Origin of the sequence: Actinomadura hibisca NBRC 15177 (assembly GCF_001552635.1) — a bacterium.
In the GTDB taxonomy this organism is placed as follows: Bacteria; Actinomycetota; Actinomycetes; order Streptosporangiales; family Streptosporangiaceae; genus Spirillospora; species Spirillospora hibisca.
In genome coordinates this window covers 162,456-183,502 of sequence record NZ_BCRO01000018.1, presented here as the reverse complement: position 1 = coordinate 183,502, position 21,047 = coordinate 162,456, and the positions used below count along the sequence as shown (strand labels likewise).

Sequence of the window (21,047 nt, the reverse complement as noted above, 5' to 3'; positions counted from 1 at the left end):
GCCAGGCGAGCCCTCCTGGGCCGTGACTTCAGGAAACACAGCCGCCAGGCGAGCCCCTGGGCCGGGACTTCAATGAACACCGTCTGGACGCAGCGATGCCCGGGACCCTTCAGGGCCCCGGGCACCGGGAGATCGTGACGGCGGCCGGCCGCCGGAGGGCGGCGCGTCAGCGCGCCGGGAAGGCGGAGGGCAGCAGCGGCGCCGGGCCGCCGGGCTGACCGGCGGCCGGAGGCGCGGCCATCATGGGCTGCCCGGCGGGCACCATGGGCTGCTGCATCCCCTGGTGGGACTGGGGCGGGAACTGCGCCATCTGGTGCGGCATCGGGTACGACGGCTGCTGGTGCGGCATCTGCTGCGGCGCGTGCTGGGCCATCTGCTGGGCCATGGGGTACTGCATCTGCGGGGGCACGTGGGTCCCGTCGGCGCGGCGGGGCTCGGGCGGCGGCTCCATGTGCCGCTCTCCCCTGCGCCGCTCCCCCAGCACCGCCATCAGCGCGCGGGCCGTCTCGGCGTCCATCCGCATCAGCACACTGGGCCTGCCGGCGGGGTCGACGAAGGGGGAGACCGAAGGAGCGGCGGCGGGCTGGGGCAGCGCCAGCCGCATCTCTTCGCGGAGGTCGTGGGCGAGGCGCAGCGCCTGTCGGTCGCTGTCGCTCAGGTGTGCGGTCATCGCGATCTCCGGGGAGTTCACGTGCGGGGGAAGTGCGCGGTCCGGGGCAATCCTGCTAGGAATGGCGTGCAGGTGCAAGAGCTGATGCACGTGCATCTGAAAGAAAGATCGGCCGTAACCTCCGTGCCGACCGCTCGTTCCGCGCCCCGGCACGGCCCTTCGCGCTGCTCTCCGATCATCCGGGCGGCCCCGGCCGCCGCCGTCGCGGCGGCCGGCGGCCCACTGCGCGCCCGAAGACGATCTTCTGACCGCTTGCGGCCGCGCGGACCGGCGGCCGTCAGCCGCGCTCCTCCCGGCGGCCGCCGAGCCCGGCGAGGGCCAGCAGCCCGAGCACGAGCACCACGGCGGAGACGATCCGGAATCCGGCCGCCATCCCCTCCCCGAAGGCCGTGGCGCCGCCGGGACCGCCTGCGCCGCCGTGCGAGCCGGGGACGTGGGCGGCCAGGACGGTGCCGATGGCCGCGACGCCCAGGGCGCTGCCGAGCTCGCGCGCCGCGCCGTTCAGGCCCGAGCCGAGCCCGGCGCGGGCCGGGGGCAGGGCCGTCATGACCGCGATCGACAGGGTCGGCACGCACAGGCCCATGCCGACCGACATCACCACCAGGAAGAGGGCGTACAGGGGATAAGGAGTGGCGGCGTCGGCGAGCGACAACAACCCCAGCCCGGCGGCCAGCACCAGCAGGCCCAGCCCGACCACCGTCCGCTCGCCCAGCCGCCGGGCCAGCGCGACGCTGCGCTTCGAGACCACGATCATGCCGAGCACCAGCGGCCCGATGGCCACGCCGGTGAGCAGGGGCGAGTAGCCCTTGAGGTACTGGAGGTACTGGGCGTTGACGAAGAACAGCGCGAACAGCCCGAAGAAGGCCACCGCCACGCCCAGCACGCCCGAGCGCAGCCGCGCCCCGGCGAACAGCCGAGGGTCGAGCAGCGGGTGGGCGGCGCGCAGCGCGTACCGGGTGAAGGTGATCATCAGCAGCGCGGCGACGCCGAACGCGCCGAGCACCGGGACGGCGCTCCACCCCTTCTCCGGGCCTTCGATGATGCCGAACAGCAGGGCGAACAGGGCAAGGGTGAGCAGGGCCGAGCCCGGCAGGTCGAGATTGGCCGGGTGGCGTTCGCCGCGCGGGGCCAGCCGCGCCACCAGCGCGGCCAGTACTGCGGCAGCCGGTGCGCCGAGCAGGAACAGACCTTGCCAGGGCAACCATTGCAGGACCGCTCCCCCGGCCAGGTTGCCGATGGCCCCGGCGATGCCGGTGGCGGCGGTCCAGGCCGCGATCGCCTGCGGTTTGCGGGCGGGCTCGGTCACCTGGAGCAGCAGCGAGAGGGTGGCGGGCATGATCAGGGCGGCGCCCGCGCCGGTGACCAGCCGTCCGGCCAGCAGCACCGGCACGGTGGGCGCGGCGGCCGACAGCAGGCATCCGGCGGCGAACAGGGCGAGGCCGGCCAGCAGGGCGCCCTTGCGCCCGAACCGGTCGCCCACCGCGCCCGCCGGGATCAGCAGGCAGCCGAAGACCAGGACGTAGGCGTCCACGGTCCAGAGCACCTCGGTCGCGCTGGGGCGCAGGTCCCCGGCGGCCAGCTTGGGGATCGCCAGGTTGATCGCGGCGACCATGGAGATCACCAGGATCGCGCAGGCCGACATCAGCGGCATCATGGCGCGCCCGCGTGGTTGGGCGGCCGGTGCGCCCGGCGGCGCGGCACCGGCGGGACGCGTGGCGGAAGAGGTCATCGAGGACACCTCAAGGGATCGTGCGCTCAGGCGCTGCGGAGAGGGACCGGAGGCGGGGATATCCGGGCCGCGCGCCGCCTCCGTGGTCCCCAACGTAGGCTGGGCGTGACTTGCTTTCAAATGCATCTTTCGCACGTGAGGAATGCGTTTCGTGCAATCCAGAATGGACCTGAACCTCCTGGTCGCGCTGGACGCGCTGCTGGAGGAGGGCAGCGTCACCGGCGCGGCCCAGCGCCTCCACCTGTCGGAGCCCGCCATGAGCCGCACGCTCGGCCGCATCCGCAAGGCGATGGGCGATCCGGTGCTGGTGCGGTCGGGGCGCGGCATGACGCCGACGCCCCGGGCGCTGGCGCTGCGCGCCGAGGTGCACGAGCTGGTGCAGCGCGCGCACACGGTGTTCGCGTCCGGCGGCGGGTTCGATCCGGGGTCGCTGACGGGGTCGTTCAGCGTGCAGGCCGAGGAGGGCACCGTCGCGGTGATCGGCGGGCCGCTGCTGGAGCGGGTGGCGCGGCAGGCCCCGGGCGTGACGCTGCGGTTCCTGGGCGAGGGGCCGCGCGACACCGGGGCCCTGCGCCGCGACGCCGTCGATCTGGAGGTCGGCGTCGTCGGGGCGGCGGGCGCCGAGACCCGCGTCGAGCCGCTGCTGGAGGACCGGTTCGTGTGCGTGGTGCGGCCCGGCCACCCGCTGGCGAAGGGAACCGCGACGGTGGCGGAATGGGCGGCGATGACGCACTTCACCGTCAGCCGTCGCGGGCTGCTGACCGGGCCCGCCGACGAGCTCCTGGCCGGGATGGGGCTGGCGCGGCGGCTGGCGGGGACGGCGCCGACCGTCCCGGCGTCGTTGTTCATGGCGCTGGACACCGACCTGGTGGGTTACGCGGGCGGGCGGCTGCACCGGCGGCTCATCGAGCGGCTGGGCCTGGTGGCGGTGCCGGTGCCCCTCGACCTGCCGCCGGTGACGCTGGCGCTGGCCTGGCACGCCCGCTACGACGAGGACGCCGCGCACGCCTGGCTGCGCGGCCTGGTCCGCGAGACGGTCGCCGAGGCCACCCGGAGCGATGACGGGGCCGGTGTCCGGCCCGCCGAGTAGGGTCGGCGACGTGATCAAGACACTCCCCTCGCGGGCGCTCAACCGGGCCACGCTCGCCCGCCAGATGTTGCTCGCCCGCGAGGTCGCCACCGTCCCCGGCGCGGTGGAGCGGCTGGGCGGGCTCCAGGCGCAGGAGCCCCGGCCGCCGTTCCTCGGCCTGTGGTCGCGGCTGTCGGAGTTCCGGGTCGAGGACCTGCTGGCGGCGCTGCACGACCGGTCGGTCGTCCGGGCCACCGCGATGCGCGGCACGCTGCACCTGATGACCGCCGCCGACTACGCCGCCTTCCGCGTCCCGATGCAGCCGGTGCTGGACGGCGGGCTGCGCGCCCTGGGCGACCGCGCCCAGGGGCTGGAGCGGGAGCCGGTGCTGGCGACCGCGCGGGACCTGCTGCTGGAGCGGCCACGCACCTTCAACGAGGTGCGGGACCTGCTTCAGAAGGCGTTCCCGGACGTCAACGACCGGGCGCTGGGCTTCACGGTGCGGATGGCCCTGCCGCTGGTGATGGTGCCCACGCAGGACCGGTGGGGGTTCGCGCGTTCGGCGGAGTTCACGTTGTGCGAGTCGTGGCTGGGCGCGCCGCCCGCCGACGATCCCCTGCCCGACGCGCTGGTGCTGCGCTACCTGGCGGCGTTCGGCCCCGCCACCGCCGCCGACGCGCAGGCGTGGTCGGGCCTGCCCGCGCTCGGCGAGGTGCTGGACCGGCTGCGCCCCCGCCTGCGGGTCTTCCGCGACGAGCAGGGCCGCGAGCTGTTCGACCTGCCGGACGCGCCGCGCCCCGACGCCGGCGCGCCCGCCCCGGCCCGGTTCCTGCCGGAGTTCGACAGCCTGGTGCTGGCGCATGCGGACCGCACGCGGATCATCGCCGACGCGCACCGGCCCGCGCTGACCACCAAGAACCTGCGGGTGCGGGCCACCTTCCTGTGGGACGGGTTCGCGGCGGGGTTGTGGGAGCTGGAGCGCAAGCGCAGGACCGCCACGTTGCGGCTGCGCCCGTTCGCGGAGCTGCCGGACGCGGCGGTGGCCGAGCTGAGCGCCGAGGGCGAGGACCTGATGCGCTTCGCCGAGCCGGCGGCCACCGAGTTCGCCGTCGAGGTCGCCCGCGAGCCGTGAGGACGGCGGATCAGCCGAGCCCGGCGCCGGGCCGGGGCACCACCACCGCCTTGACGGTCTCGCCCCAGCGCTCGTCGGGGACGCCGACGAAGCCTGGATCGTCGGCGGGGTGACCGGCGAGCCACTTGTCATACCCCGTCCCGGTGAGAACCAGCTTGCTGGGGAGTTCGCCGCCAGTTGACCGGGGCCACCACCACGCCGAGCCTGGCCGCGCCGAACAGGACCTCGAAGTACTCCGGGGCGTTCTCGCCGACGTAGGCGACCCACGCTCCGGGTCCGAGCCCGGCGGCCCGCAGCGCCTGCGTCACACGGCTGGAACGCTCGTCCAGGGCGGCTGCAGGAAACGGTGCGCCCGTCCCCGGTGAGGGCGGGCGCCGCGCCGCGCTCCCGCGCGTGGTCACGGACGAGCGAGACGACCCGGTAGTCCACTCCGCTCCCTTCCGAACGCAGTTCGGTTTTGTGGGGTGCGACCTTACCCACGCCGGGCGCGCGACGGAAGGGCGATGATCTTGCCGGTGGCGGTGGCGACACTGCGAAGGTGATTCGCTCCGAATAGTGATGTATCCGAGATCTTGTCTGGTTGAAAGATCCACTAATTCGACGCATGCTGTGCCCTGACACCGCAGCGGCGCGCCGCCCCTCCGACGCCCCGACCGACCCCGCCGACAGGACACGAGCATGTTCGAGATCTGGGAGACGAGCGACCCGGCCCGGCTCATCAGCGACGCCGGGACCCTGAAGGTCGCCCTGGAGAAGGTGGACACGATGTGCCGGCTCCGGCACGACCAGGCGCTGGCGCACATCGACGACACCGGTGAGGGCTACCACTTCGAGATCCGGGACCACGAGGGCAAGGCCCTGGCGCGCCTCACCTACGTGCCCGACACCACGCGCGACTACCGCAGCGTGGTGAACGAGGAGCTGCGGGGCGACCTGAGGCGTTGACGCGTCCGAGCCCGGCGGACCGCACCGTGACGTGGCAGGATGCGTCAGGTGCTGGACGGAGAGGGACGGGCGAGAAGGCAGTGGTGGCGTCCGGGCGCGAACGGTTCGGAGCCGGACGCCGGGACGCTGGTCGACGACGCCCTGCTGGCACTGGCACGCGGCGACCGCGACGCCTTCCGTTGGAGCGTCGGCGCGCTGACCGACCGGCGCGCCGCTGGCCGGGCCCTGGAACTCCGCGCGAACCGGGCGGTGGCCACGGCCTGGGAGCGCGGCTGGCAACCCCTGGACGTCGCCCGCTACGCCGGCCGTCGCCTCGGGGCCCGGCACCGGCGGCTGGCGGCCGACCTGGTCGCCGCCGAGATCCGCACCTACGCCGCCGCGACGCTCGGCCACCAGTGGCGCGAGCAGCTGGCGGCGGCCGAGGCGGTGATCTGGTGGGAGAACGACCACGGCGACGCCTGGTGCGGACGCGAGAACGCGCCTTACTCGACGCTGGTCGCCTGCACGCTGGAACTGCTGTATCTGCTGGACGGCCTTCCCCGCCTGCCCAGGCTCGGCCCGCTGCCCGGCACGGCCGCGCCGGAACCCGCCCGGCACCGTCCGAACGAGGTGGACCAGCGGATGCTGGGCAAGGTGCGGGCGCTGCTGGCGAAGGCGGAGTCGACCGAGTTCCCGGAGGAGGCGGAGGCGCTGAGCGCCCGCGCCCAGGAGCTGATGGCGCGGCACAGCATCGACCGTGCGCTGCTGGCGGCCGGGGACGGCGACGAGGCCGCTCCGGCGGGCTGCCGGCTGGCCGTCGAGCACCCCTACGACGCGCCCAAGGCGGTGCTGCTCACCGTGGTGGCGGAGGCCAACCGCTGCCGCGCGGTGTGGCACCGGGAACTGGGTCTGTCGACGGTGCTGGGGTTCCCCGCCGATCTGGCGGCGGTCGAGATGTTGTACACCTCGCTGCTGGTGCAGGCCACGTCGGCGATGGTGCACGCGGGGCCCCGGCGCGACGCGCTGGGAAGATCCCGGACCCGCTCGTTCCGCCATGCCTTTCTCAACGCGTACGCGGCGCGTGTCGGGGAGCGGCTGCGGGAGGCGGTGGACCGGGCGGCCGCGGCGGCAGACGGGAAGGATCTGCTTCCCGTGCTGGCGCGGCGCGACCTGGCCGTGCAGCGGGCTGTGGACTCGATGTTCCCGAATCTGTCCAGGGGCCGTGCCGGCTCTGTCTCCAACTACGAGGGCTGGATGGCCGGGCGGGCGGCCGCCGACCTCGCCAGCCTCGACGGGCGTCCGGCGGTCACCGGGACGCCCGGTTAGGGGCGCGGGAGGTCCCCCCGGGGGGCGAGGGGGACACCCCGTCAGTCCTTCTTGCGGCGCGTGTTGCCGCCGCGGCCGCGCAGCGGCACGCCGGACTCCTTGAGGACGTTGTAGATGAATCCGTAGGACCGGCCGGTCTCGGCGGCCAGGTCGCGGATGCTCTCGCCGGCCGTGTAGCGCGGCGCGAGCTCGGCCGCCAGCTGGGTGCGCTCGGCCCCCGTCACACGGGTGCCCCTCGCCAGGGTGCGGGTCACGTGTACCTCCTGAGTCCATGCGCGGAGCGGCGGGCCGTCCCCGCAGCTCACATCGCTGTTGATCTCCCCAACGTACACATTCCCCGCAAATTGCCCCGCGATACCACGGGAAACAAGGCAAGATCGGCCACAGCCGGACTTTTTCGCGGCGAACGGCGTGTCAGCACTGGACAGACGGCGCTGGACCACCCACGATCCCGGCCGAGGCGAGCGGGGCGGGCTCACCGAAGCTGACGCCGCCGGGCAATCCCCGCGCGGCGACCTCCTGGGAGGCGGCCTCGCGGGCGGTCAGGTCGGAGCGCCGCAGCGGGTGGGCGGGCGGGCTGAAGGGGAACAGGGAGGTCTGCTCGGTCCCCTCGACGACGAGCAGCTCTCCCGGCGCGAGGGGCCGCCAGCCCGGGTCGTCGTCCATGGGCTCGCTGGCCACGACCACGGCCGGGGCGTCCCCGCCCCGGGTGGACAGGACCCACAACTCGTTGGTGTCGGGGTAGCGCAGCGCCCACAACCGCCCGGCCTCGGCGATGAGGAGGTTGAGCGAGAACAGCGGCAGCTCGGCCCCGATGCGCCGGACGGCGGCGATGATCCCCTGGGTGGTGTCGCCGTGCCGCCGGATCTCGGCCGACACGTGGGCGAAGACCATCTCGGAGTCGGTCTCCCCCGCGACGTGGGCGCGCTCCACGTCGCTGAGCCAGGAGCCGATGGTGTCCAGCCCCTTGACGACGCCGTTGTGCGCGAAGAGCCGGTCGTTCATGACGAACGGGTGGCAGTTGTGGACGGTGAGCCCGCCGACGGAGGCGTCCCGCACATGGGAGACGAAGGTGTGCGACACCACGTGCCGGGCGTGGAGGGCGAAGTCGGGACTCTCGAAGGCGGCGACGGGGGCGCGGTCACGCACGGGCTCGTCCCCGAGCGAGAACCAGCCGAGCCCGGCCCCGTGGGACATGCGATGGCTCTGCGCCCGCAGGCTCTGCGGCGCGTCCAGCAGCCAGTAGGCGGCCTGGACCCGCGGTCCTCCGGTGCTCATCCCGAACAGTCGGCACATGTGCCCGTCACCTCTCACTCACCCGTGCTGCCGTCTCTTCTCCGGCCCGGAACGCGGGGGGATGGTGCCGGATGCTCAGAACCCGCCCTCGGCGAGGACGCGCCCACGTCCCGCCCGTCCGGCGACACCTCAAGCGCGACGCCGTCGATTAACTGCGAGTGACCATTATTTTACCGATCGTTGCCACCCCTGTCCGGCAGTTCCCACACAACCCCGCAACCCACCAGACCCCCAGGTCCTTTGGTCACTCTCAAGCCGTAACGGCCCTCGTGGCGGTTAGGGAGGATTTCGCCGCTCTGTTCACTTCGACTGTGACCAATGTTCAACGCTCCGTAGCCACAGTGACTACGATCGGCTCTCTGACGGTGACCAACGCGATCCCCCCGAGGCGAAGATGAACCGTTTCCTGGCCGACCGCCGAATCGCCGGCGCCGCCCTGCGATGCGCCTGCGGCGCGCTGGGCTGCGTGGCCGTGGCGGGTGCCGTCGCCTTGGGCGGGACAACGTCCGCACAGGCGGCGGCGCCGGTCCGCCCAGAGCCCCGCGGCTCCATCCCCGCCGTCTGTCGGCATGCCGACCGCTTCGGCGACTGGTACCGGGTGCGGATGTGCGAGGAGACGTGGCGCACGTTCTACGGAGTGCCGCGTAAGGCGGAGCGCGACCGCGGCACCGAGCGGCGCGCGGGCCGCTCGAAGCTTGAGCCGCGCGCGAAGAATTCCACGCCTCCCCCGGTGCCGTCCGTGCGTTCGTCGCCCCGCTCGATCTCCCCGGCCCCCGAACCCGCCGTCCCGACACCTTCCCTTCCCTCCCCTCCCTCTCCCGCTGCCACCGTTCCGTCCGTGAAACCCTCCGCCGCGCCGACGACCAGTCGGGCACGCGCCGACGCGGAACCTGACCAAGCGGATTCGTTGCGTCCCCTCCTCCTGCTCGGCTTACTGCTGCCCGTCACCGCGGCGGCGGCCGGCTACCCCTTCCGCCGCCGCGTCTACGCCATGGCCAGCGCGGTGCTCGTCCCACCGCCGGTCGCGTTCGAGGACTCCGACCAGACGGTCCACTTCACCTACCGGCCGGCCGTTGATCCCTTCGCGGTCCCCGCGCTGGCTCTGACCGGCCCCGGCGCGGCCGACGCGACACGGGTCCTCGCGCTGACGGCACTGGAGGAGTACGGGGACACCGCCCTGGTGGTGATCCCCCGACCGGACGCCATCGCGCTCTTCGGCCTGACCGAGGACGAACTGCTGGACGAGACGGCCGAAGGCCTGTTCATCCCGGGCAACCTGGACGCCGCCCTGGCCTACATGGAGACCGAACTCGCCGTCCGCCGCGACGGGCGCGGCACCCAGGAGCGCCGCCTCCTGCTGGTCGCGAACGGGGAGAAGGAGACCGCGAGGATCAGTGACCTGGTATCCCGCCACTCCGACGGCATCTCGGCGATTCTGCTGGGCGACTGGCCCGGTGAGCAGGCCGTCGTCGAGGACGACGGCCTAGCGCGGGCGTCCGCCGAGCTGGCCGACAGGCTCCCCGAGCGCTTCCCGGCCGTGTCCCGCAGCGAAGCCCGAGACCGGCTGCACGCCGCCCTCAGCACCCACCATCCGTCGAAGCGCCACTCAAGCGGAGGCAAGCGCACCTGACGCCCCGCAGCCGTCTGGCAACGCGGCGCGCGGCCGCGTGGCGGTACGGCCGCGTGGCAGCGCAGCCGGGTGGCAGCGCAGCCGGGTGGCGGTACGGCGTGTGGCGGCGCGGTGTACGGCCATGTGGCGGTACGGCGGTGGGACAGCGCAGCCGTGTGGCGGCGCGGCGGTGCGGCCATGTCGCGGTACGGCCGTGTGGCGATGCGGCCGTGTGGCGGTAGGGCGGTGGGACAGCGCAGCCGTGTGAGGGCGCGGCGGTGCGGTCGTGTCGCGGTGCGGCGGTGCGGCGGTGCGGTCAGGGTTGTTGCGGGGCTGTTTACGGCTGCTTGTCTCTGGCGGATGTGTCTCGCGTCCGGGTGCGCGGGGTGGTGGTCAGAGGCTGGTGTGGTGCGTCAGGTTTCGTGTTCGGCTGCTGCGGCTCGGGCCGCTGCCAGGGAGCGTAGGGCGCGGCGGGCGGTGGCCAGGTCGGGTAGCTCGTCAGCGGTCCTGTTCACATAGGCCGCGCAGCCTTCCAGCCAGCCGCGCAGAGACTCTTCGTGGCGGTCCACTTCCTTGCGCGCCTTCGCCAGTGCCGCCCGGCGTTCTGCTTCCTGCACCTGCGCCGTGAGGTCGGTGTCACCCGCCAGGGCCCGGACCTCGCCCAGTGCGTAGCGGCCCAGCTTGTCGACGCTCAGGCCGCGGCGCGCGGCGATGCTCTCGAAGACGTGCTTCGGCCAGCCCAGTACGCGGGCCGCTCCGGCGGCGTCGGCGGTGTCCAGGAGCGGGCCCTTGCGCACGGTGACGACCTCCGTGATCACGTCGGGGTCCAGCGCCTCCAGGTCGTGCAGCAGGTAGAGCGGATGGCCCCGGTAGCTGCCGACGACGTCGAGGTCCTCGCGCGCCACCAGGATCTCCACGTCGGCGCGCTCCACGTCGAGGCCGACGCGGGCGGCGAGCACGGCGGCGGCCTTGACGGCGCCGACCGGCGGGCGGTCGCCGAACGTGACGCGGATCTGCGCGGCACGGTCCGCGAACGCGGCCGCCTCCTCGGGCGACCACCTCCCTTCCGGAGCGTCGGGTTCGGGTATCAGGCCGTTCTCCCTGGCCAGGCGCAACTGCCACTCGCTGAGGTCGAGCTTGGCGGCCAGGCGGCGGGTGTCGAGAGCGGGCATGGTGTCCTCCTCTTCCGGGGTCACCGCCAGCCTCGGTGAAAGGACCCGGCGCGCGCCATACCGAATCGCGTTCTGTGGATAACCGGTCCGTCATGGCGCGGGCGCGTTCGGTAAGTCGAGGCGATCCGGTGCTAAAGAGAGTTCAGGTAGGTGAGGACGGCGAGAATGCGCCGGTTGCTGTCATCGTCGGCGGCGATGCCGAGCTTGCCGAACATGGAGGTGGTGTACTTGCTGACGGCGCTGTCGCTGAGAAAGAGGCGGCGGCCGATGGCCTGGTTGGACAGTCCCTCCGCCATCAGGCCCAACACGGAGTGCTCGCGTTCGGTGAGCCCCTTGAGCGCCCGGTTCGGGGAGTTGCTGGACAGCAGTTTCGCGATGACGGCCGGGTCCATGGCCGTTCCGCCGTCCGCGACGCGTTCCAGGGCTCCGATGAACTGGTCGGCCTCGAACACGCTCTCCTTGAGCAGGTAGCCGACGCCGCCGGAACCGTCGGCCAGAAGTTCGCGGGCGTACATCTGGTGGACGTGCTGGGAGAGGATGAGGACCGGCAGGCCGGGCATCTCGGCGCGCGCGGCGAGGGCCGCCCGCAGGCCCTCGTCCGACTGGGTCGGGGGCATACGGACGTCGACGACGGACACGTCCGGGCGCCAGGTCCGCAGCGCGTCGAGCGTCTCGGGCCCGGTGGCGGCCGTCGCCACCACCTGGTGCCCGTACGCCTCGATCAGGCGGACCATCCCGTCGCGCAGCAGGTAGAGGTCCTCGGCTACAACGATTCGCATGGCACCGCCATCCTCACACGGGTCGGGCCGCCCGCCGGACTGGTGATCTCCAGGGTGCCGTCGAAGACCGCGAGGCGGCGGCGCAGGCCCGCCAGCCCGCCGCCGGGCCGCGCCTCGGCCCCGCCCCCGCCGTCGTCCTCGATCTCGACGACGATGCCGACGCCGTCCCAGGCGAGGGAGACGCGCGCCCGGGACGCCCGCGCGTGCTTGAGCGCGTTGGTCAGCAGCTCGGCGACACCGAAGTAGACGGCGGACTCGATCGGCGCGTCCAGGCGCAACCGGGGGTCGGCGCTGACGGCCACGTCGAGCGGGCTGTCCAGGGCGAGCGCGCGGACGGCCTCGGCGAGTCCCCGCTCGCTCAGCACCGGCGGGCTGATCCCCTGGATCAGCCCGCGCAGTTCGGTGATCGAGGTGGCGGCGTCCACCCGCGCTTCCCGCATCAGCGCCTTGGCCTGCTCAGGGTTGGTCTCCATCAGCTTCTCCGCGGTCGCCAGGGAGAGCCCGAGCGCGACCATGCGGGCCTGCGCCCCGTCGTGCAGGTCCCGCTCGATCCGGCGGATCTCCGCGGCCTGCGCGATCGTGGTGTCCACGCGCTGGGCGGTCAGCTCCTCCACCCGGTCCGCCATCGCCATCGCCGCCGACGGGCGCAGGAAGCGAACGGCCACCGGATCAAGGACTCGCCAGGCGTACGGAGCCCCGGCGACGGCCACGACCAGGCCGAGCGCCCCGGCGAGACGCGCGGCGGGGTCGGACCGGCTCAGCCCGAAAGCCGCCACCACCGCCCCGGCTGGTGGAAGGCACGCGACCACGCCCGCGGTGAACGGCAGGATTCCCATGAACCGCAGGTCGCGCCAGGTGGCTGGATCGTTCCACCGAACCCGCCACTTCTGGTCCATGAGGGCGTCCCGGCTGCTGCTCTCGTAGGTGAAGCCGTTCCACCAGTGCCCCGTGGACATCCGCATCACCGGCGGGGCCTCCCGGTATCCGGCGGGGACGACGGTGCCGGTCCACCTGGCGACCAGGAAGCGGACCGTCCGGCAGACCGGGCGGGACAGGGCCGGCGTGCCCACGGTCACCAGCACCACCGGCGCCAGCCACGACCACGGGTTCCCCGCGCCCCACCAGATCCCCAGCGCCACGGCACCGGCCCACACGGCCGGGACCAGCATGCCCACGACCGCCACGACGCACGCCCGCACGAATCCCATACCGGCGCGCGCCGCCCACGAACCAAGTTGTCGCATGATCTTCCTTCGCCGCTCGATCAGCGCCCTCGCGGTGCACCGCGCAAAGCCTGCCACCGCCGCCAGCGACCCGGGGAGTGGGTCCAGCCCCACTTGTTCGTGGGGTCGGACGGTTACCGCACCGATCATGCGCTTCCTGGCGTCGACCGCATGGAAACCAGCGCTCGCGTCACGGCCGCCTTTCCCACCAACGGGGCCAGGTTGCGCGCCACCTTCCAGGGCGCGCTGATCGTTTCCGGTGCGCCCCGGTCCTGCCTTCCGCCGGTGGCGTGCCGAACGAGGCTTCGCGTATCACCGGCATGCCAAGGTGGGGGCATGACGGCGATACGGCGGCTGGGGATCGGGTTGGCCGCGCTGGGCAGGCCCGCGTACATCAATCTGGGCCGGGCGGCCGAGTTGCCGTCCGGCCGCAGTGTGGACGAGATGCGCTCGGCGACCTGGGACGTGCTCGACACCGCGTACGCCGCCGGTATCCGGTGGATCGACGCCGCGCGCTCCTACGGCCGGTCCGAGGAGTTCCTCGGCGGCTGGCTGGCCGATCGTGGGCAGCGGGACGTGACGGTCTCCAGCAAATGGGGCTACGCCTATGTGGGCGACTGGCGGATGGACGCCGACATCCATGAAGTGAAGGAACACAGCCTCAGCCGATTCCGCGAGCAGTACGCGCAGACCCGGCAGTTGCTCGGCGACCGGCTCGACGTCTACCAGGTGCATTCACTGACGGCCGACAGCCCGCTATTCGAGGACGCCGCCCTACGGGAATCGCTCGCGCAGGCGGCGGAGAACGGGCTACGTATCGGGTTCTCCACCTCTGGCCCCCGTCAGGGAGACACGGTTCGCCGGGCACTGGACTTGGAAGTGTCGGGACAGCGGTTGTTCAGCACGGTCCAGTCCACGTGGAACGTGCTGGAACCGTCCGTCGGCACGGCGCTTCGGGAAGCGCACGAGAACGGCGTCCATGTGCTGGTGAAAGAGGTGCTGGCCAACGGTCGGCTCGCGGTCAGGCCGCCGCGGGCACTACAGGAGGTCGCGGAACGGTACGACGTGGGCGCGGACGCGGTCGCCATCGCGGCCGCCCTGGCGCGACCATGGGCCGGAACCATCCTCCTCGGCGCGGTGAGTCCCGGTCAACTGCGCGCCAATCTCCAAGCCGCCGACCTGCTTCTCGACAAAGACGATCTGGACGGGCTCGGCACGCTCCGCACGGAGCCCGCGCGCTACTGGGCCGACCGCTCGGACCTGCCCTGGTCCTAGAGACCTTCCGCCAGAGAGTCCCAGAACATGGTCTCGTAGGCGTGCAGGAGCCGGGCGGCCCGCAGCACGGCGCGCGGATCCTCGCCCGCCGCGAGGCCGGCCGCGATCACCTCGGTCGCCTGCTCCTCGAAACCGGGCACCGGCTCGGCGAAGAAGCGGAAGAACGCCACCGCCGCCTCGTCCAGGCCGTAGTGCTCCCGCAGGGCTTCGGCCGCCCGGCCGCAGTAGATACCCCATTCCTCAAGATTTGCCAGCATTGCCAGCGCAACTTCGGCGGCGGTGCCGAAGGCGGCACGCTGCGCCAGATAGGCGGGATACGCCTGCGCGGCCGCTTGCGGCTCGTACCGGCTGAGATCCTTCTCACTCGTTCCGAGGGCTGCGGCGAAGTCCAGCAGGAACGTGAACGCCCGTCCCTCACCCTGGGCCAGGGACAGGAACATCTCACCCGAAGGTGACGTTGGGTAACGAGAAGCGAGCAATGCGAAGCTTCGCCGGTCGCTGCCGACGATGTGGCATTCCTCACCTGCCAGCCTGATCAGGCGCTCTCGGGGCACTTGTCCGGCTTCCAGCAGGTCCAGGAAGCGGTTCGGGCGGGTGGCGGCGGCGCTCTCGCGTCGGGCTTCCGCGATCAGTCCGGGGGCGTCGTGGCCGGTCATGCCGCCAGCGCAACATCCCCTGACGGCCGCCGTCAACCAAGGGCGGGCCAGGATCAACCTGCATGATCGCGTGGATACGATGAAGGACGGATACGTCTGCGCAGTTGTGGACGGAGTTGGGAGCGAGCGAACATGTCCGATTTCGAGCTCAACCACGCGGGCGGCAAGATGCCCCTCGAGGTGACTCAGGCGACCGAGGGCCCCTCGGGTCTCGGCATTTCGCCCCTGCTGAAAGAGACGGGTCATGTGACCCTCGACCCGGGCTTCACCAACACCGCCTCCACCACCTCGGCGATCACCTACATCGACGGTGAGGCCGGGATCCTGCGCTACCGCGGGTACCCGATCGAGGAGCTGGCGGAGAAGTCCTCCTTCCTGGAGGTCGCCTACCTGCTCATCTACGGCGAGCTGCCCAAGGCCGACGCGCTGAGCGCGTTCTCCGACAAGGTCCGCAACCACACGCTGCTGGACGAGAAGTTCCGCGCGTTCTTCTCGGCGTTCCCGCGCCGCGCGCACCCGATGGCGGTGCTGTCGTCGGCCGTCAGCGCGCTGTCCACCTTCTACCAGGACAGCCTGGACCCCTTCGACCCCGACCAAGTCGACCAGTCCAGCATCCGGCTCATCGCCAAGCTCCCGACGATCGCGGCGTACGCCTACAAGACCTCCATCGGCCAGCCGCTGCTGTACCCGGACAACTCCCTGGGCTACGTCGAGAACTTCCTGCGGATGACCTTCGGCCTGCCCACGCAGCCGTACGAGATCGACCCCGAGATCGTGCGCGTGCTGGACATGTTGTTCATCCTGCACGCCGACCACGAGCAGAACTGCTCCACCTCCACGGTGCGGCTGGTCGGCTCCAGCCAGGCCAACCTGTTCTCCTCGGTGTCGGCCGGCGTGGACGCGCTGTTCGGCCCGCTGCACGGCGGCGCCAACCAGGCCGTGCTGGAGATGCTGGAGAACATCCACGCCAACGGCGACGACGTGGACTCGTTCGTGCGGCGCGTCAAGGACAAGGAGCCCGGCGTCAAGCTGATGGGCTTCGGGCACCGGGTCTACCGCAACTACGACCCGCGCGCCGCGGTGGTGAAGAAGGCCACCGGCAAGGTGCTGGAGGCGCTCGGCAAGTCCGACCCGCTGCTGGACCTCGCCATGCGCCTGGAGGAGGTCGCGCTCAGCGACGACTACTTCGTCGAGCGCAAGCTGTACCCGAACGTCGACTTCTACACCGGCGTCATCTACAAGGCGATGGGCTTCCCGACCAACGCCTTCACCGTGCTGTTCGCGCTCGGCCGGCTGCCCGGCTGGATCGCGCAGTGGCGCGAGATGATGAACGACCCGACCACCAAGATCGGTCGGCCGCGCCAGGTGTACACCGGTCCCGGCGAGCGGCACTACACCGACCCGTCGTCGCGCTGATCACGACGCTCCGCGGGGCCGGACGCGGGACTCACGCCCGCCGTCCGGCCCTGTCGCTTTCCAGGGGCGCGGGTTACCCCGGCCCCCGGCGGCGCCCCGCCGGTCCGCCAGCGCACCAGCTTCATCAACGGCGTCCGCTCGCTGCCCTGCGCGTTCTGCCGCCACACCATCGGCGCGCACCGGACCAGCGACCAATCATCCGCCGTCGTCCCGCGCGCCTCAGAGTTATCCACAGAACGCGGTTCTGTCTTTCGCCACTCCTGTCCCGGCCCGCACTCTGGATCGTGCAACCGGCTGAAGGAGGCGTCATGAACGACCACATCACCTGCGTGATCCCGGACAAGACCACGGCCTGTTTCGTGGTCGCCGCCGATCGGGAGCCCGCCGCGCTCCCGTCGCCAGCGGCGCCCTTCGCGGCCGAGGCGGCACGCCGCCTCGGCGGGCCCGCCCTGATGATCACCACGTACCGGGCGGCCGACTCGCCGTGGGACCTGCGACCCTACGACGAGGACGGCCGGACGGCGCTGCGCGTGTGCGAGGCGACCCGGCACATCGGCGTCACCGCCGTGCTCCCGGTCTCCGACCAGCCGTTCGGTGGCCGGCTGGCCCGCGCCATGGCCCGCGCGATCGCGCAGGAGGTGCAGGGTGTCGCCGTGGACACCGACACCGGTCAGGTGCTGGGGCGCCCGACCGAGAACCCGCACTTCACCCTGGCCGACGACTGGCTCGGCGCGTGGCTGCCGCCGTATCGCGACAGCGGCAGGTGCACCGCCCCCGACGACGAGATAGACGGCTGCGCCTGCGTGCAGCTCACCAGCCGTGGCCTGCGAAGATTCGGGCTCCCCGAGCTACGGGTCTCGGGGGTGTCCTGCCCGCACGACCTGGCGGCCCTCAACGTGCTGCGCACCACCGCCCAGCGCCTGCTGCCGCTGGGCACGCGCCCCGGCACGCACACCGTTCCACGGGAGATCTCCCTGACGAGCGGCGACTTCGCCTCCTACTGGGGGACGCACGGCCCCATGTGGGACAACGGCCCGGTGACCGTGCGCCTCACCGAACTCCGGCCGCGACTCCTGCGCGTCGACCCGCCCGCCCGATACTCCGGCACCCTCAACGAGTGGTTGTGGGACGAGCTGCCCTCGGTGATGTACGAGCTACTGCACTGCGACTCCGATCAGGAAGCCGCCTGACCAGCACATCCTCGCTTTCTCATCTTTGCCCGGCCCGCATGTTTTCGCTCTTCGCCTCCGACCTGATCGGCTTGCCTGTCGTTCTTCCGTCCTCGGTCTGACCAGCGCGTCTCCTGCCCTTCCGATCCTCGGGCTTCACGTTCGGGTGCGTTATGAACTCCCGAAGCCGGTGGGCGGTGAGGCGGTGAGGGTGTGGATGGGCGCCGAACTCCTGGCCGGCTCGGGGTGTCAGTTTCCCTGCTCTCGGCTTGTGGTGGTTCTGGCGTTCCGGTCGTGCGGCAGGCGTAACAAGCCACGTCGGCCGGTGCGGCTGGCTAACGTCGTTCGCCATGGAAAACCTTGGAGTACCTGATGGTCTTTCTGAAGTACTCGCCGACGTCGCTGCGGAACGCGCCGCGCAGGACCGGCTGTGGGGCGTCCAGGAATTCCCCGACGGCAGCGGTCCCGCTTACTCGGACCATGCCGAGGAGGCCAAGCGCGACTGCGCGGTCGCCTGGCGGGAGGGGGAGCTGACCTGGCGGCACATCCTCACCGAGGAGTTCTACGAGGCACTCGCCGAGGACGATCCCGTCCGGCTGCGCAACGAGCTGATCCAGACCGCGGCCGTGGCGGTCAAGTGGGTGCAGTCCCTGGACCGGCGCCACGGCGTCTCGCCCCACTCCCCCAAAGAGAACGGAGGCCGCACCGAGAAGCTGGTCCGCGACCGCATCCCCGACATCATCCGTGCGGGAGGCCGCACACCTGACACCCGCGTGGCTCCGAGCGGCGAATACGCGGCACTGCTGCGGGCGAAGCTCTACGAAGAGGCAGGCGAATACACCGCGACCGGCGATCCCGCCGAACTCGCCGACGTCCTCGAAGTCGTCCACGCGCTGGCCGCCCTGCACGGCCTCAGCCCCGACGACCTCGAAGAGCAGCGCGCCGCCAAGGCGGCAGCGCGCGGCGGTTTCACGGACAGGATCGTTCTCGCGCTCCCCCAGTGATCGCCGACTTGTCGGGAAGCTGATTGGACGGCTTGCCGGGAAGGAAGGGCAGTGGGGTTCGGGGACCGTTCTTGTTGCTTGGGAGAGGGGGCTTGATCAGCTTTGCGGGGTCTTCCCCATCCCTTGCCCGTCCCCTGTCCGCCGTCCGTTGTCTTCGTCGACCTGGTGGCCGCGGGAGGCTCTCCGGGGTGTCGCTCGTGTCCTGGTTCTCAGGCTCCTGCTGCTGAGAGACCCAGGCTCGGCGACGGGCGGCGGATGGGGGCCGGAGCCTGTCGGTCGATCTCCTTGCCCAGCACCGTGACCATCTCGTTGAAGGCCGGCGTGCCGTGCTTGCGCACGAGGGCGGAGTAGACCCCCTTGCGCGCGGCCTCCCTGAGCAGCCAGCTCAGCGACGTGTGCGGCACCGGGCGTCCGGCGTCGAGTTCTTCGTAGGCGTGCCGGGTCACCCTCAGCAGTTCGGGAAAGGCGGCCGACTCCGCAAGGACCATGCGCACCGCGTCTCGGAGGTTCATGCGCGGATTCTAGGCGTTCGTGTCGCCGCTCGCGCCGTCCGGTGTTGTGCGTGGCCGTCGCGGTCGAGGGCGGGCGGTTCGGAGCAATCCGGCGGCCTTTGGTGGCCAATCCGGGGCGCTTCCCACGTAAACCGTCGCCACCATTGATCGCTTATGTCACAGTCGCCTCGACCACCGAAAGGCGAGGAGCCCCTATGAGTCCGGAAGCAACCGCAGAACGTCTCCGCAGCCGCCTCGCGGAGTCGGGGTACACGGTCCAGGCCGTGACGATCGGTGGCGTGCCCACGGACATCGCCCACAAGCGCGTCACCCACTGGCCGACGCTGACCTCCATGCACCTGTTCGTCGCCGTCGGACGCGTCGAGGACTCCTACGCCGTCACGGCGCAGCAGTACACCAAGGCCGTGCTGGACCACGCCTGCGCCAACAAGCCGGGACTGCCGCGCGGCCTCCAGACCGGTGTCCTGGCGACGGCCTTCCTGGTCGTTCCCACAACCGACCAGGCCAGCCGCGCGGCCGTCGCCGAGACGACGCCGCTCAAGCGCTTCGCCGGCATGACGTCCACGGTGCTCGTCGACGCCTCGGCCGACTCGTACTACACCTACCAGGGCCACCGCGTCGTCGGCAGCGCCTACAGCAACGTCTTCGCCCGGCAGATTCGGGACACGACGAACGGTCTGCTCAAGCCCGGTGGCGTCTAGCCGTCCGGCTTGAGCAGAGCGCTGCTCGTCAGGGGAGGTCCGCGCCGATGCGGTGGGCCAGTTCCTCAGGCAGGGGGTAGGGACGTTCCCTGGGGAGCAACTGCCTCGCCTCGGTGGTTCGGCCGTCCTTGAGGAGACGATGCATCTTGTGCGCCAAGGGGGTCCGGTCCTCGATGGACAGGGTCCACTCGTCGACGTAGCGGCCGACGATGCGGCTGCCCAGGCCGACCTGGACGCTGCGCTCCTCCAGCTTGCCGCCCCGGATCGTGCGCTCGGGATCCCACTGGACGCGGACGAGCGACGTGGCGAACCGCTTCCGCCACTCCTCGCTGTCGCGGAAGACCCGCCTGTCCGGGTGCGTCAGCACGGCGTGCGACAGCGCCTCCTCCCATCCGGCCCGGGTGATGCGGATCGCGAGGACCCGCTCCTGGCCCGGCTTGGTCGCCCAGCCGCAGCGCTCCATCATCCAGAGGAAGGACGGCTTGATCCAGGTCATCCTGGTGCGGGAGAAGGGGTCGACGAAGCGCCCGCCCGCGAGGGCGGCGTCGGCGATCTCCGGGCGGTACGCCTGGTAGACGGTGATGGAGTCGCGGTCGTGGAGGGCGCGGATCTGGTGCAGGTTCATCGCCGACCACAGTGCCGAAGCGTCGTCCGGCCGCTCAACCCGTTTTCTCCCACGATGGCCGTCTCCGGCCCGTCCGACACGACGGCGGCGCGCCCCGTACAGGGACGCGCCGCCGCCCTTCCGTCAGCTCGCCCGCAGGTACGCGGTGCGCACCGCCAGGCGTTCGCGCAGCAGGCCGATGGCCTCGGCCAGTCCGGGCGCCGCCGCCTGCGCCCGCACCCGGCGGCCGTCCAGGACCACGACGGCCTGGGCCAGCGCCGGGCGCGGCAGCGCCTCGTCGGCGATCACGCTCAGCGTCACCTGGATCGAGGCCACCTCGCCCCGCACGTCGGCCAGGGCCTCGTGCAGCGCGCGTGCGGCGGCGTCCCGCTCGGCCTCGGTGACGCGGCCCGAGGTCAGGAAGTGGACGTCCGGCAATTCACGATCGGTCGAGTGCATGGTCTTTCCCCCAATGCGACGGGTGATCGGTCATGCTCCGGCGCGCCGTCACCGTGCGGCGCACCGGGCCCTGTATATAAGGACAGTCACGGCCTCCCCATCGTTTGCACGCGAAGACGAGAGCTTCGTCACCGCGGCCTGGGCGGCGGACGCCATTACCACGAACGCGCAACGGTCGCCGAGATCGGTTTTTTCACTCTTCCCAAATTTCCTGGGTGATCCTCTAACATGAGGCGGTGCCGTTCCGCCCCGCGGACCCGTCAACTGGCTGGTGACCACTTGCCCCGAGATGCAACTGCCCCGACGCCCCCGGCCGACGACG

At 71.8% G+C, this 21,047-nt stretch carries 22 protein-coding genes; 10 read left to right on the top strand and 12 right to left on the bottom strand.

The genetic code is table 11. From position 1 onward, the window contains the following. Positions 1 to 166: 166 nt before the first annotated feature. Both AH6_RS08970 and AH6_RS08965 read right to left on the bottom strand, forming a co-directional pair. Entirely contained in the window at positions 167 to 670 is a 504-nt protein-coding gene (locus AH6_RS08970) for a hypothetical protein (RefSeq protein ID WP_157431355.1), read from the bottom strand. Between the two features lie 277 nt (positions 671 to 947). Further along, entirely contained in the window at positions 948 to 2,399 is a 1,452-nt protein-coding gene (locus tag AH6_RS08965) for an MFS transporter (RefSeq protein WP_067476617.1), read from the bottom strand. A gap of 151 nt (positions 2,400 to 2,550) precedes the next feature. Here AH6_RS08965 and AH6_RS08960 point away from each other — a divergent pair, with 151 nt between their 5' ends. Continuing rightward, positions 2,551 to 3,489: a LysR family transcriptional regulator gene (locus AH6_RS08960; RefSeq protein WP_218005756.1), complete on the top strand. Its 939-nt coding sequence runs from the start codon at positions 2,551 to 2,553 to the stop codon at positions 3,487 to 3,489. Between the two features lie 10 nt (positions 3,490 to 3,499). Then, complete coding sequence (locus tag AH6_RS08955; RefSeq protein ID WP_245679238.1) at positions 3,500 to 4,600, top strand: winged helix DNA-binding domain-containing protein; 1,101 nt, start codon at positions 3,500 to 3,502, stop codon at positions 4,598 to 4,600. Positions 4,601 to 4,728: 128 nt separating this feature from the next. On the opposite strand, the gene AH6_RS46545 is transcribed toward AH6_RS08955, so the two are convergent. Continuing rightward, the gene (locus tag AH6_RS46545; protein WP_218005755.1) at positions 4,729 to 5,280 is read right to left on the bottom strand and encodes an AMP-binding protein; all 552 of its coding nucleotides are present in this window, start codon (positions 5,278 to 5,280) and stop codon (positions 4,729 to 4,731) included. On the opposite strand from AH6_RS46545, the gene AH6_RS08945 reads away from it, so the two are divergent. Both AH6_RS08945 and AH6_RS46540 read left to right on the top strand, forming a co-directional pair. After that, positions 5,279 to 5,545 (top strand): hypothetical protein, encoded by a 267-nt coding sequence (locus tag AH6_RS08945; protein WP_067476608.1) that lies wholly within the window; start codon positions 5,279 to 5,281, stop codon positions 5,543 to 5,545. The two genes, AH6_RS46545 and AH6_RS08945, sit on opposite strands and share 2 nt — an antisense overlap. 48 nt (positions 5,546 to 5,593) lie before the next feature. Further along, positions 5,594 to 6,850 carry a DUF2786 domain-containing protein gene (locus tag AH6_RS46540; protein ID WP_067476604.1) on the top strand — a complete coding sequence of 419 codons (1,257 nt, stop codon included), beginning with the start codon at positions 5,594 to 5,596 and terminating at the stop codon, positions 6,848 to 6,850. Between the two features lie 41 nt (positions 6,851 to 6,891). Here AH6_RS46540 and AH6_RS08935 read toward each other — a convergent pair whose 3' ends face one another. Together AH6_RS08935 and AH6_RS08930 are read right to left on the bottom strand one after the other, a co-directional pair. Then, complete coding sequence (locus AH6_RS08935; protein WP_067476597.1) at positions 6,892 to 7,104, bottom strand: helix-turn-helix domain-containing protein; 213 nt, start codon at positions 7,102 to 7,104, stop codon at positions 6,892 to 6,894. 160 nt (positions 7,105 to 7,264) lie between these two features. After that, positions 7,265 to 8,146 (bottom strand): class II glutamine amidotransferase, encoded by an 882-nt coding sequence (locus AH6_RS08930; protein ID WP_083982463.1) that lies wholly within the window; start codon positions 8,144 to 8,146, stop codon positions 7,265 to 7,267. A 907-nt stretch (positions 8,147 to 9,053) separates the two neighbouring features. Between AH6_RS08930 and AH6_RS08925 the strand changes: the two genes are divergently transcribed. After that, positions 9,054 to 9,776 (top strand): hypothetical protein, encoded by a 723-nt coding sequence (locus tag AH6_RS08925; protein ID WP_067476585.1) that lies wholly within the window; start codon positions 9,054 to 9,056, stop codon positions 9,774 to 9,776. Between the two features lie 392 nt (positions 9,777 to 10,168). Here AH6_RS08925 and AH6_RS08920 read toward each other — a convergent pair whose 3' ends face one another. The 3 genes from AH6_RS08920 to AH6_RS08910 all read right to left on the bottom strand — a co-directional run bounded on the left by AH6_RS08920 (position 10,169) and on the right by AH6_RS08910 (position 12,950). After that, complete coding sequence (locus AH6_RS08920; RefSeq protein WP_157431352.1) at positions 10,169 to 10,927, bottom strand: hypothetical protein; 759 nt, start codon at positions 10,925 to 10,927, stop codon at positions 10,169 to 10,171. Positions 10,928 to 11,058: 131 nt separating this feature from the next. Then, positions 11,059 to 11,706 (bottom strand): response regulator transcription factor, encoded by a 648-nt coding sequence (locus AH6_RS08915; protein ID WP_067476580.1) that lies wholly within the window; start codon positions 11,704 to 11,706, stop codon positions 11,059 to 11,061. Beyond that, positions 11,691 to 12,950, bottom strand: coding sequence for a sensor histidine kinase (locus tag AH6_RS08910; RefSeq protein ID WP_067476576.1), 1,260 nt, complete (start codon positions 12,948 to 12,950; stop codon positions 11,691 to 11,693). The genes AH6_RS08915 and AH6_RS08910 overlap by 16 nt, the downstream gene beginning before the upstream one ends. 315 nt (positions 12,951 to 13,265) lie before the next feature. Between AH6_RS08910 and AH6_RS08905 the strand changes: the two genes are divergently transcribed. Beyond that, positions 13,266 to 14,204: an aldo/keto reductase gene (locus tag AH6_RS08905; protein WP_067476573.1), complete on the top strand. Its 939-nt coding sequence runs from the start codon at positions 13,266 to 13,268 to the stop codon at positions 14,202 to 14,204. Here AH6_RS08905 and AH6_RS08900 read toward each other — a convergent pair. Then, a complete protein-coding gene (locus tag AH6_RS08900; protein ID WP_067476569.1) occupies positions 14,201 to 14,860 on the bottom strand; it encodes a thiaminase II/PqqC family protein in 660 nt (219 codons plus the stop codon). The two genes, AH6_RS08905 and AH6_RS08900, sit on opposite strands and share 4 nt — an antisense overlap. A 132-nt stretch (positions 14,861 to 14,992) precedes the next feature. On the opposite strand from AH6_RS08900, the gene AH6_RS08895 reads away from it, so the two are divergent. From AH6_RS08895 to AH6_RS45780, 3 genes are all read left to right on the top strand, one after another. Continuing rightward, the gene (locus AH6_RS08895; protein ID WP_067476566.1) at positions 14,993 to 16,276 is read left to right on the top strand and encodes a citrate synthase; all 1,284 of its coding nucleotides are present in this window, start codon (positions 14,993 to 14,995) and stop codon (positions 16,274 to 16,276) included. 308 nt (positions 16,277 to 16,584) lie between these two features. Next, on the top strand, positions 16,585 to 17,466 hold the full coding sequence (locus AH6_RS08890) for a hypothetical protein (RefSeq protein ID WP_067476562.1): 882 nt from the start codon (positions 16,585 to 16,587) through the stop codon (positions 17,464 to 17,466). A 329-nt stretch (positions 17,467 to 17,795) separates the two neighbouring features. Beyond that, positions 17,796 to 18,449 (top strand): nucleoside triphosphate pyrophosphohydrolase, encoded by a 654-nt coding sequence (locus tag AH6_RS45780; protein ID WP_245679237.1) that lies wholly within the window; start codon positions 17,796 to 17,798, stop codon positions 18,447 to 18,449. A 209-nt stretch (positions 18,450 to 18,658) separates the two neighbouring features. On the opposite strand, the gene AH6_RS08880 is transcribed toward AH6_RS45780, so the two are convergent. Next, positions 18,659 to 18,961 (bottom strand): hypothetical protein, encoded by a 303-nt coding sequence (locus tag AH6_RS08880; RefSeq protein ID WP_067476559.1) that lies wholly within the window; start codon positions 18,959 to 18,961, stop codon positions 18,659 to 18,661. 194 nt (positions 18,962 to 19,155) lie between these two features. On the opposite strand from AH6_RS08880, the gene AH6_RS08875 reads away from it, so the two are divergent. Next, on the top strand, positions 19,156 to 19,662 hold the full coding sequence (locus tag AH6_RS08875) for a hypothetical protein (RefSeq protein WP_157431351.1): 507 nt from the start codon (positions 19,156 to 19,158) through the stop codon (positions 19,660 to 19,662). Positions 19,663 to 19,690: 28 nt separating this feature from the next. On the opposite strand, the gene AH6_RS08870 is transcribed toward AH6_RS08875, so the two are convergent. Together AH6_RS08870 and AH6_RS08865 are read right to left on the bottom strand one after the other, a co-directional pair. Continuing rightward, positions 19,691 to 20,287 carry a DUF4291 domain-containing protein gene (locus tag AH6_RS08870; protein WP_067476553.1) on the bottom strand — a complete coding sequence of 199 codons (597 nt, stop codon included), beginning with the start codon at positions 20,285 to 20,287 and terminating at the stop codon, positions 19,691 to 19,693. 123 nt (positions 20,288 to 20,410) lie between these two features. Beyond that, positions 20,411 to 20,725 (bottom strand): hypothetical protein, encoded by a 315-nt coding sequence (locus AH6_RS08865; RefSeq protein WP_067476550.1) that lies wholly within the window; start codon positions 20,723 to 20,725, stop codon positions 20,411 to 20,413. Positions 20,726 to 21,047 lie beyond the last annotated feature (322 nt).

Bases quoted from the DNA above. Each gene is read 5' to 3' on its own strand.
- AH6_RS08930 (WP_083982463.1), bottom strand. From the start codon at position 8,146: ATGTGCCGACTGTTCGGGATGAGCACCGGAGGACCGCGGGTCCAGGCC.
- AH6_RS08945 (WP_067476608.1), top strand. From the start codon at position 5,279: ATGTTCGAGATCTGGGAGACGAGCGACCCGGCCCGGCTCATCAGCGAC.
- AH6_RS46545 (WP_218005755.1), bottom strand. From the start codon at position 5,280: ATGCTCGTGTCCTGTCGGCGGGGTCGGTCGGGGCGTCGGAGGGGCGGC.
- AH6_RS08865 (WP_067476550.1), bottom strand. From the start codon at position 20,725: ATGCACTCGACCGATCGTGAATTGCCGGACGTCCACTTCCTGACCTCG.
- AH6_RS08910 (WP_067476576.1), bottom strand. From the start codon at position 12,950: ATGCGACAACTTGGTTCGTGGGCGGCGCGCGCCGGTATGGGATTCGTG.
- AH6_RS08890 (WP_067476562.1), top strand. From the start codon at position 16,585: ATGAACGACCACATCACCTGCGTGATCCCGGACAAGACCACGGCCTGT.
- AH6_RS45780 (WP_245679237.1), top strand. From the start codon at position 17,796: ATGGAAAACCTTGGAGTACCTGATGGTCTTTCTGAAGTACTCGCCGAC.
- AH6_RS08920 (WP_157431352.1), bottom strand. From the start codon at position 10,927: ATGCCCGCTCTCGACACCCGCCGCCTGGCCGCCAAGCTCGACCTCAGC.
- AH6_RS08900 (WP_067476569.1), bottom strand. From the start codon at position 14,860: ATGACCGGCCACGACGCCCCCGGACTGATCGCGGAAGCCCGACGCGAG.
- AH6_RS08895 (WP_067476566.1), top strand. From the start codon at position 14,993: ATGTCCGATTTCGAGCTCAACCACGCGGGCGGCAAGATGCCCCTCGAG.
- AH6_RS08905 (WP_067476573.1), top strand. From the start codon at position 13,266: ATGACGGCGATACGGCGGCTGGGGATCGGGTTGGCCGCGCTGGGCAGG.
- AH6_RS08880 (WP_067476559.1), bottom strand. From the start codon at position 18,961: ATGAACCTCCGAGACGCGGTGCGCATGGTCCTTGCGGAGTCGGCCGCC.
- AH6_RS08870 (WP_067476553.1), bottom strand. From the start codon at position 20,287: ATGAACCTGCACCAGATCCGCGCCCTCCACGACCGCGACTCCATCACC.
- AH6_RS08875 (WP_157431351.1), top strand. From the start codon at position 19,156: ATGAGTCCGGAAGCAACCGCAGAACGTCTCCGCAGCCGCCTCGCGGAG.
- AH6_RS08970 (WP_157431355.1), bottom strand. From the start codon at position 670: ATGACCGCACACCTGAGCGACAGCGACCGACAGGCGCTGCGCCTCGCC.
- AH6_RS08915 (WP_067476580.1), bottom strand. From the start codon at position 11,706: ATGCGAATCGTTGTAGCCGAGGACCTCTACCTGCTGCGCGACGGGATG.
- AH6_RS08965 (WP_067476617.1), bottom strand. From the start codon at position 2,399: ATGACCTCTTCCGCCACGCGTCCCGCCGGTGCCGCGCCGCCGGGCGCA.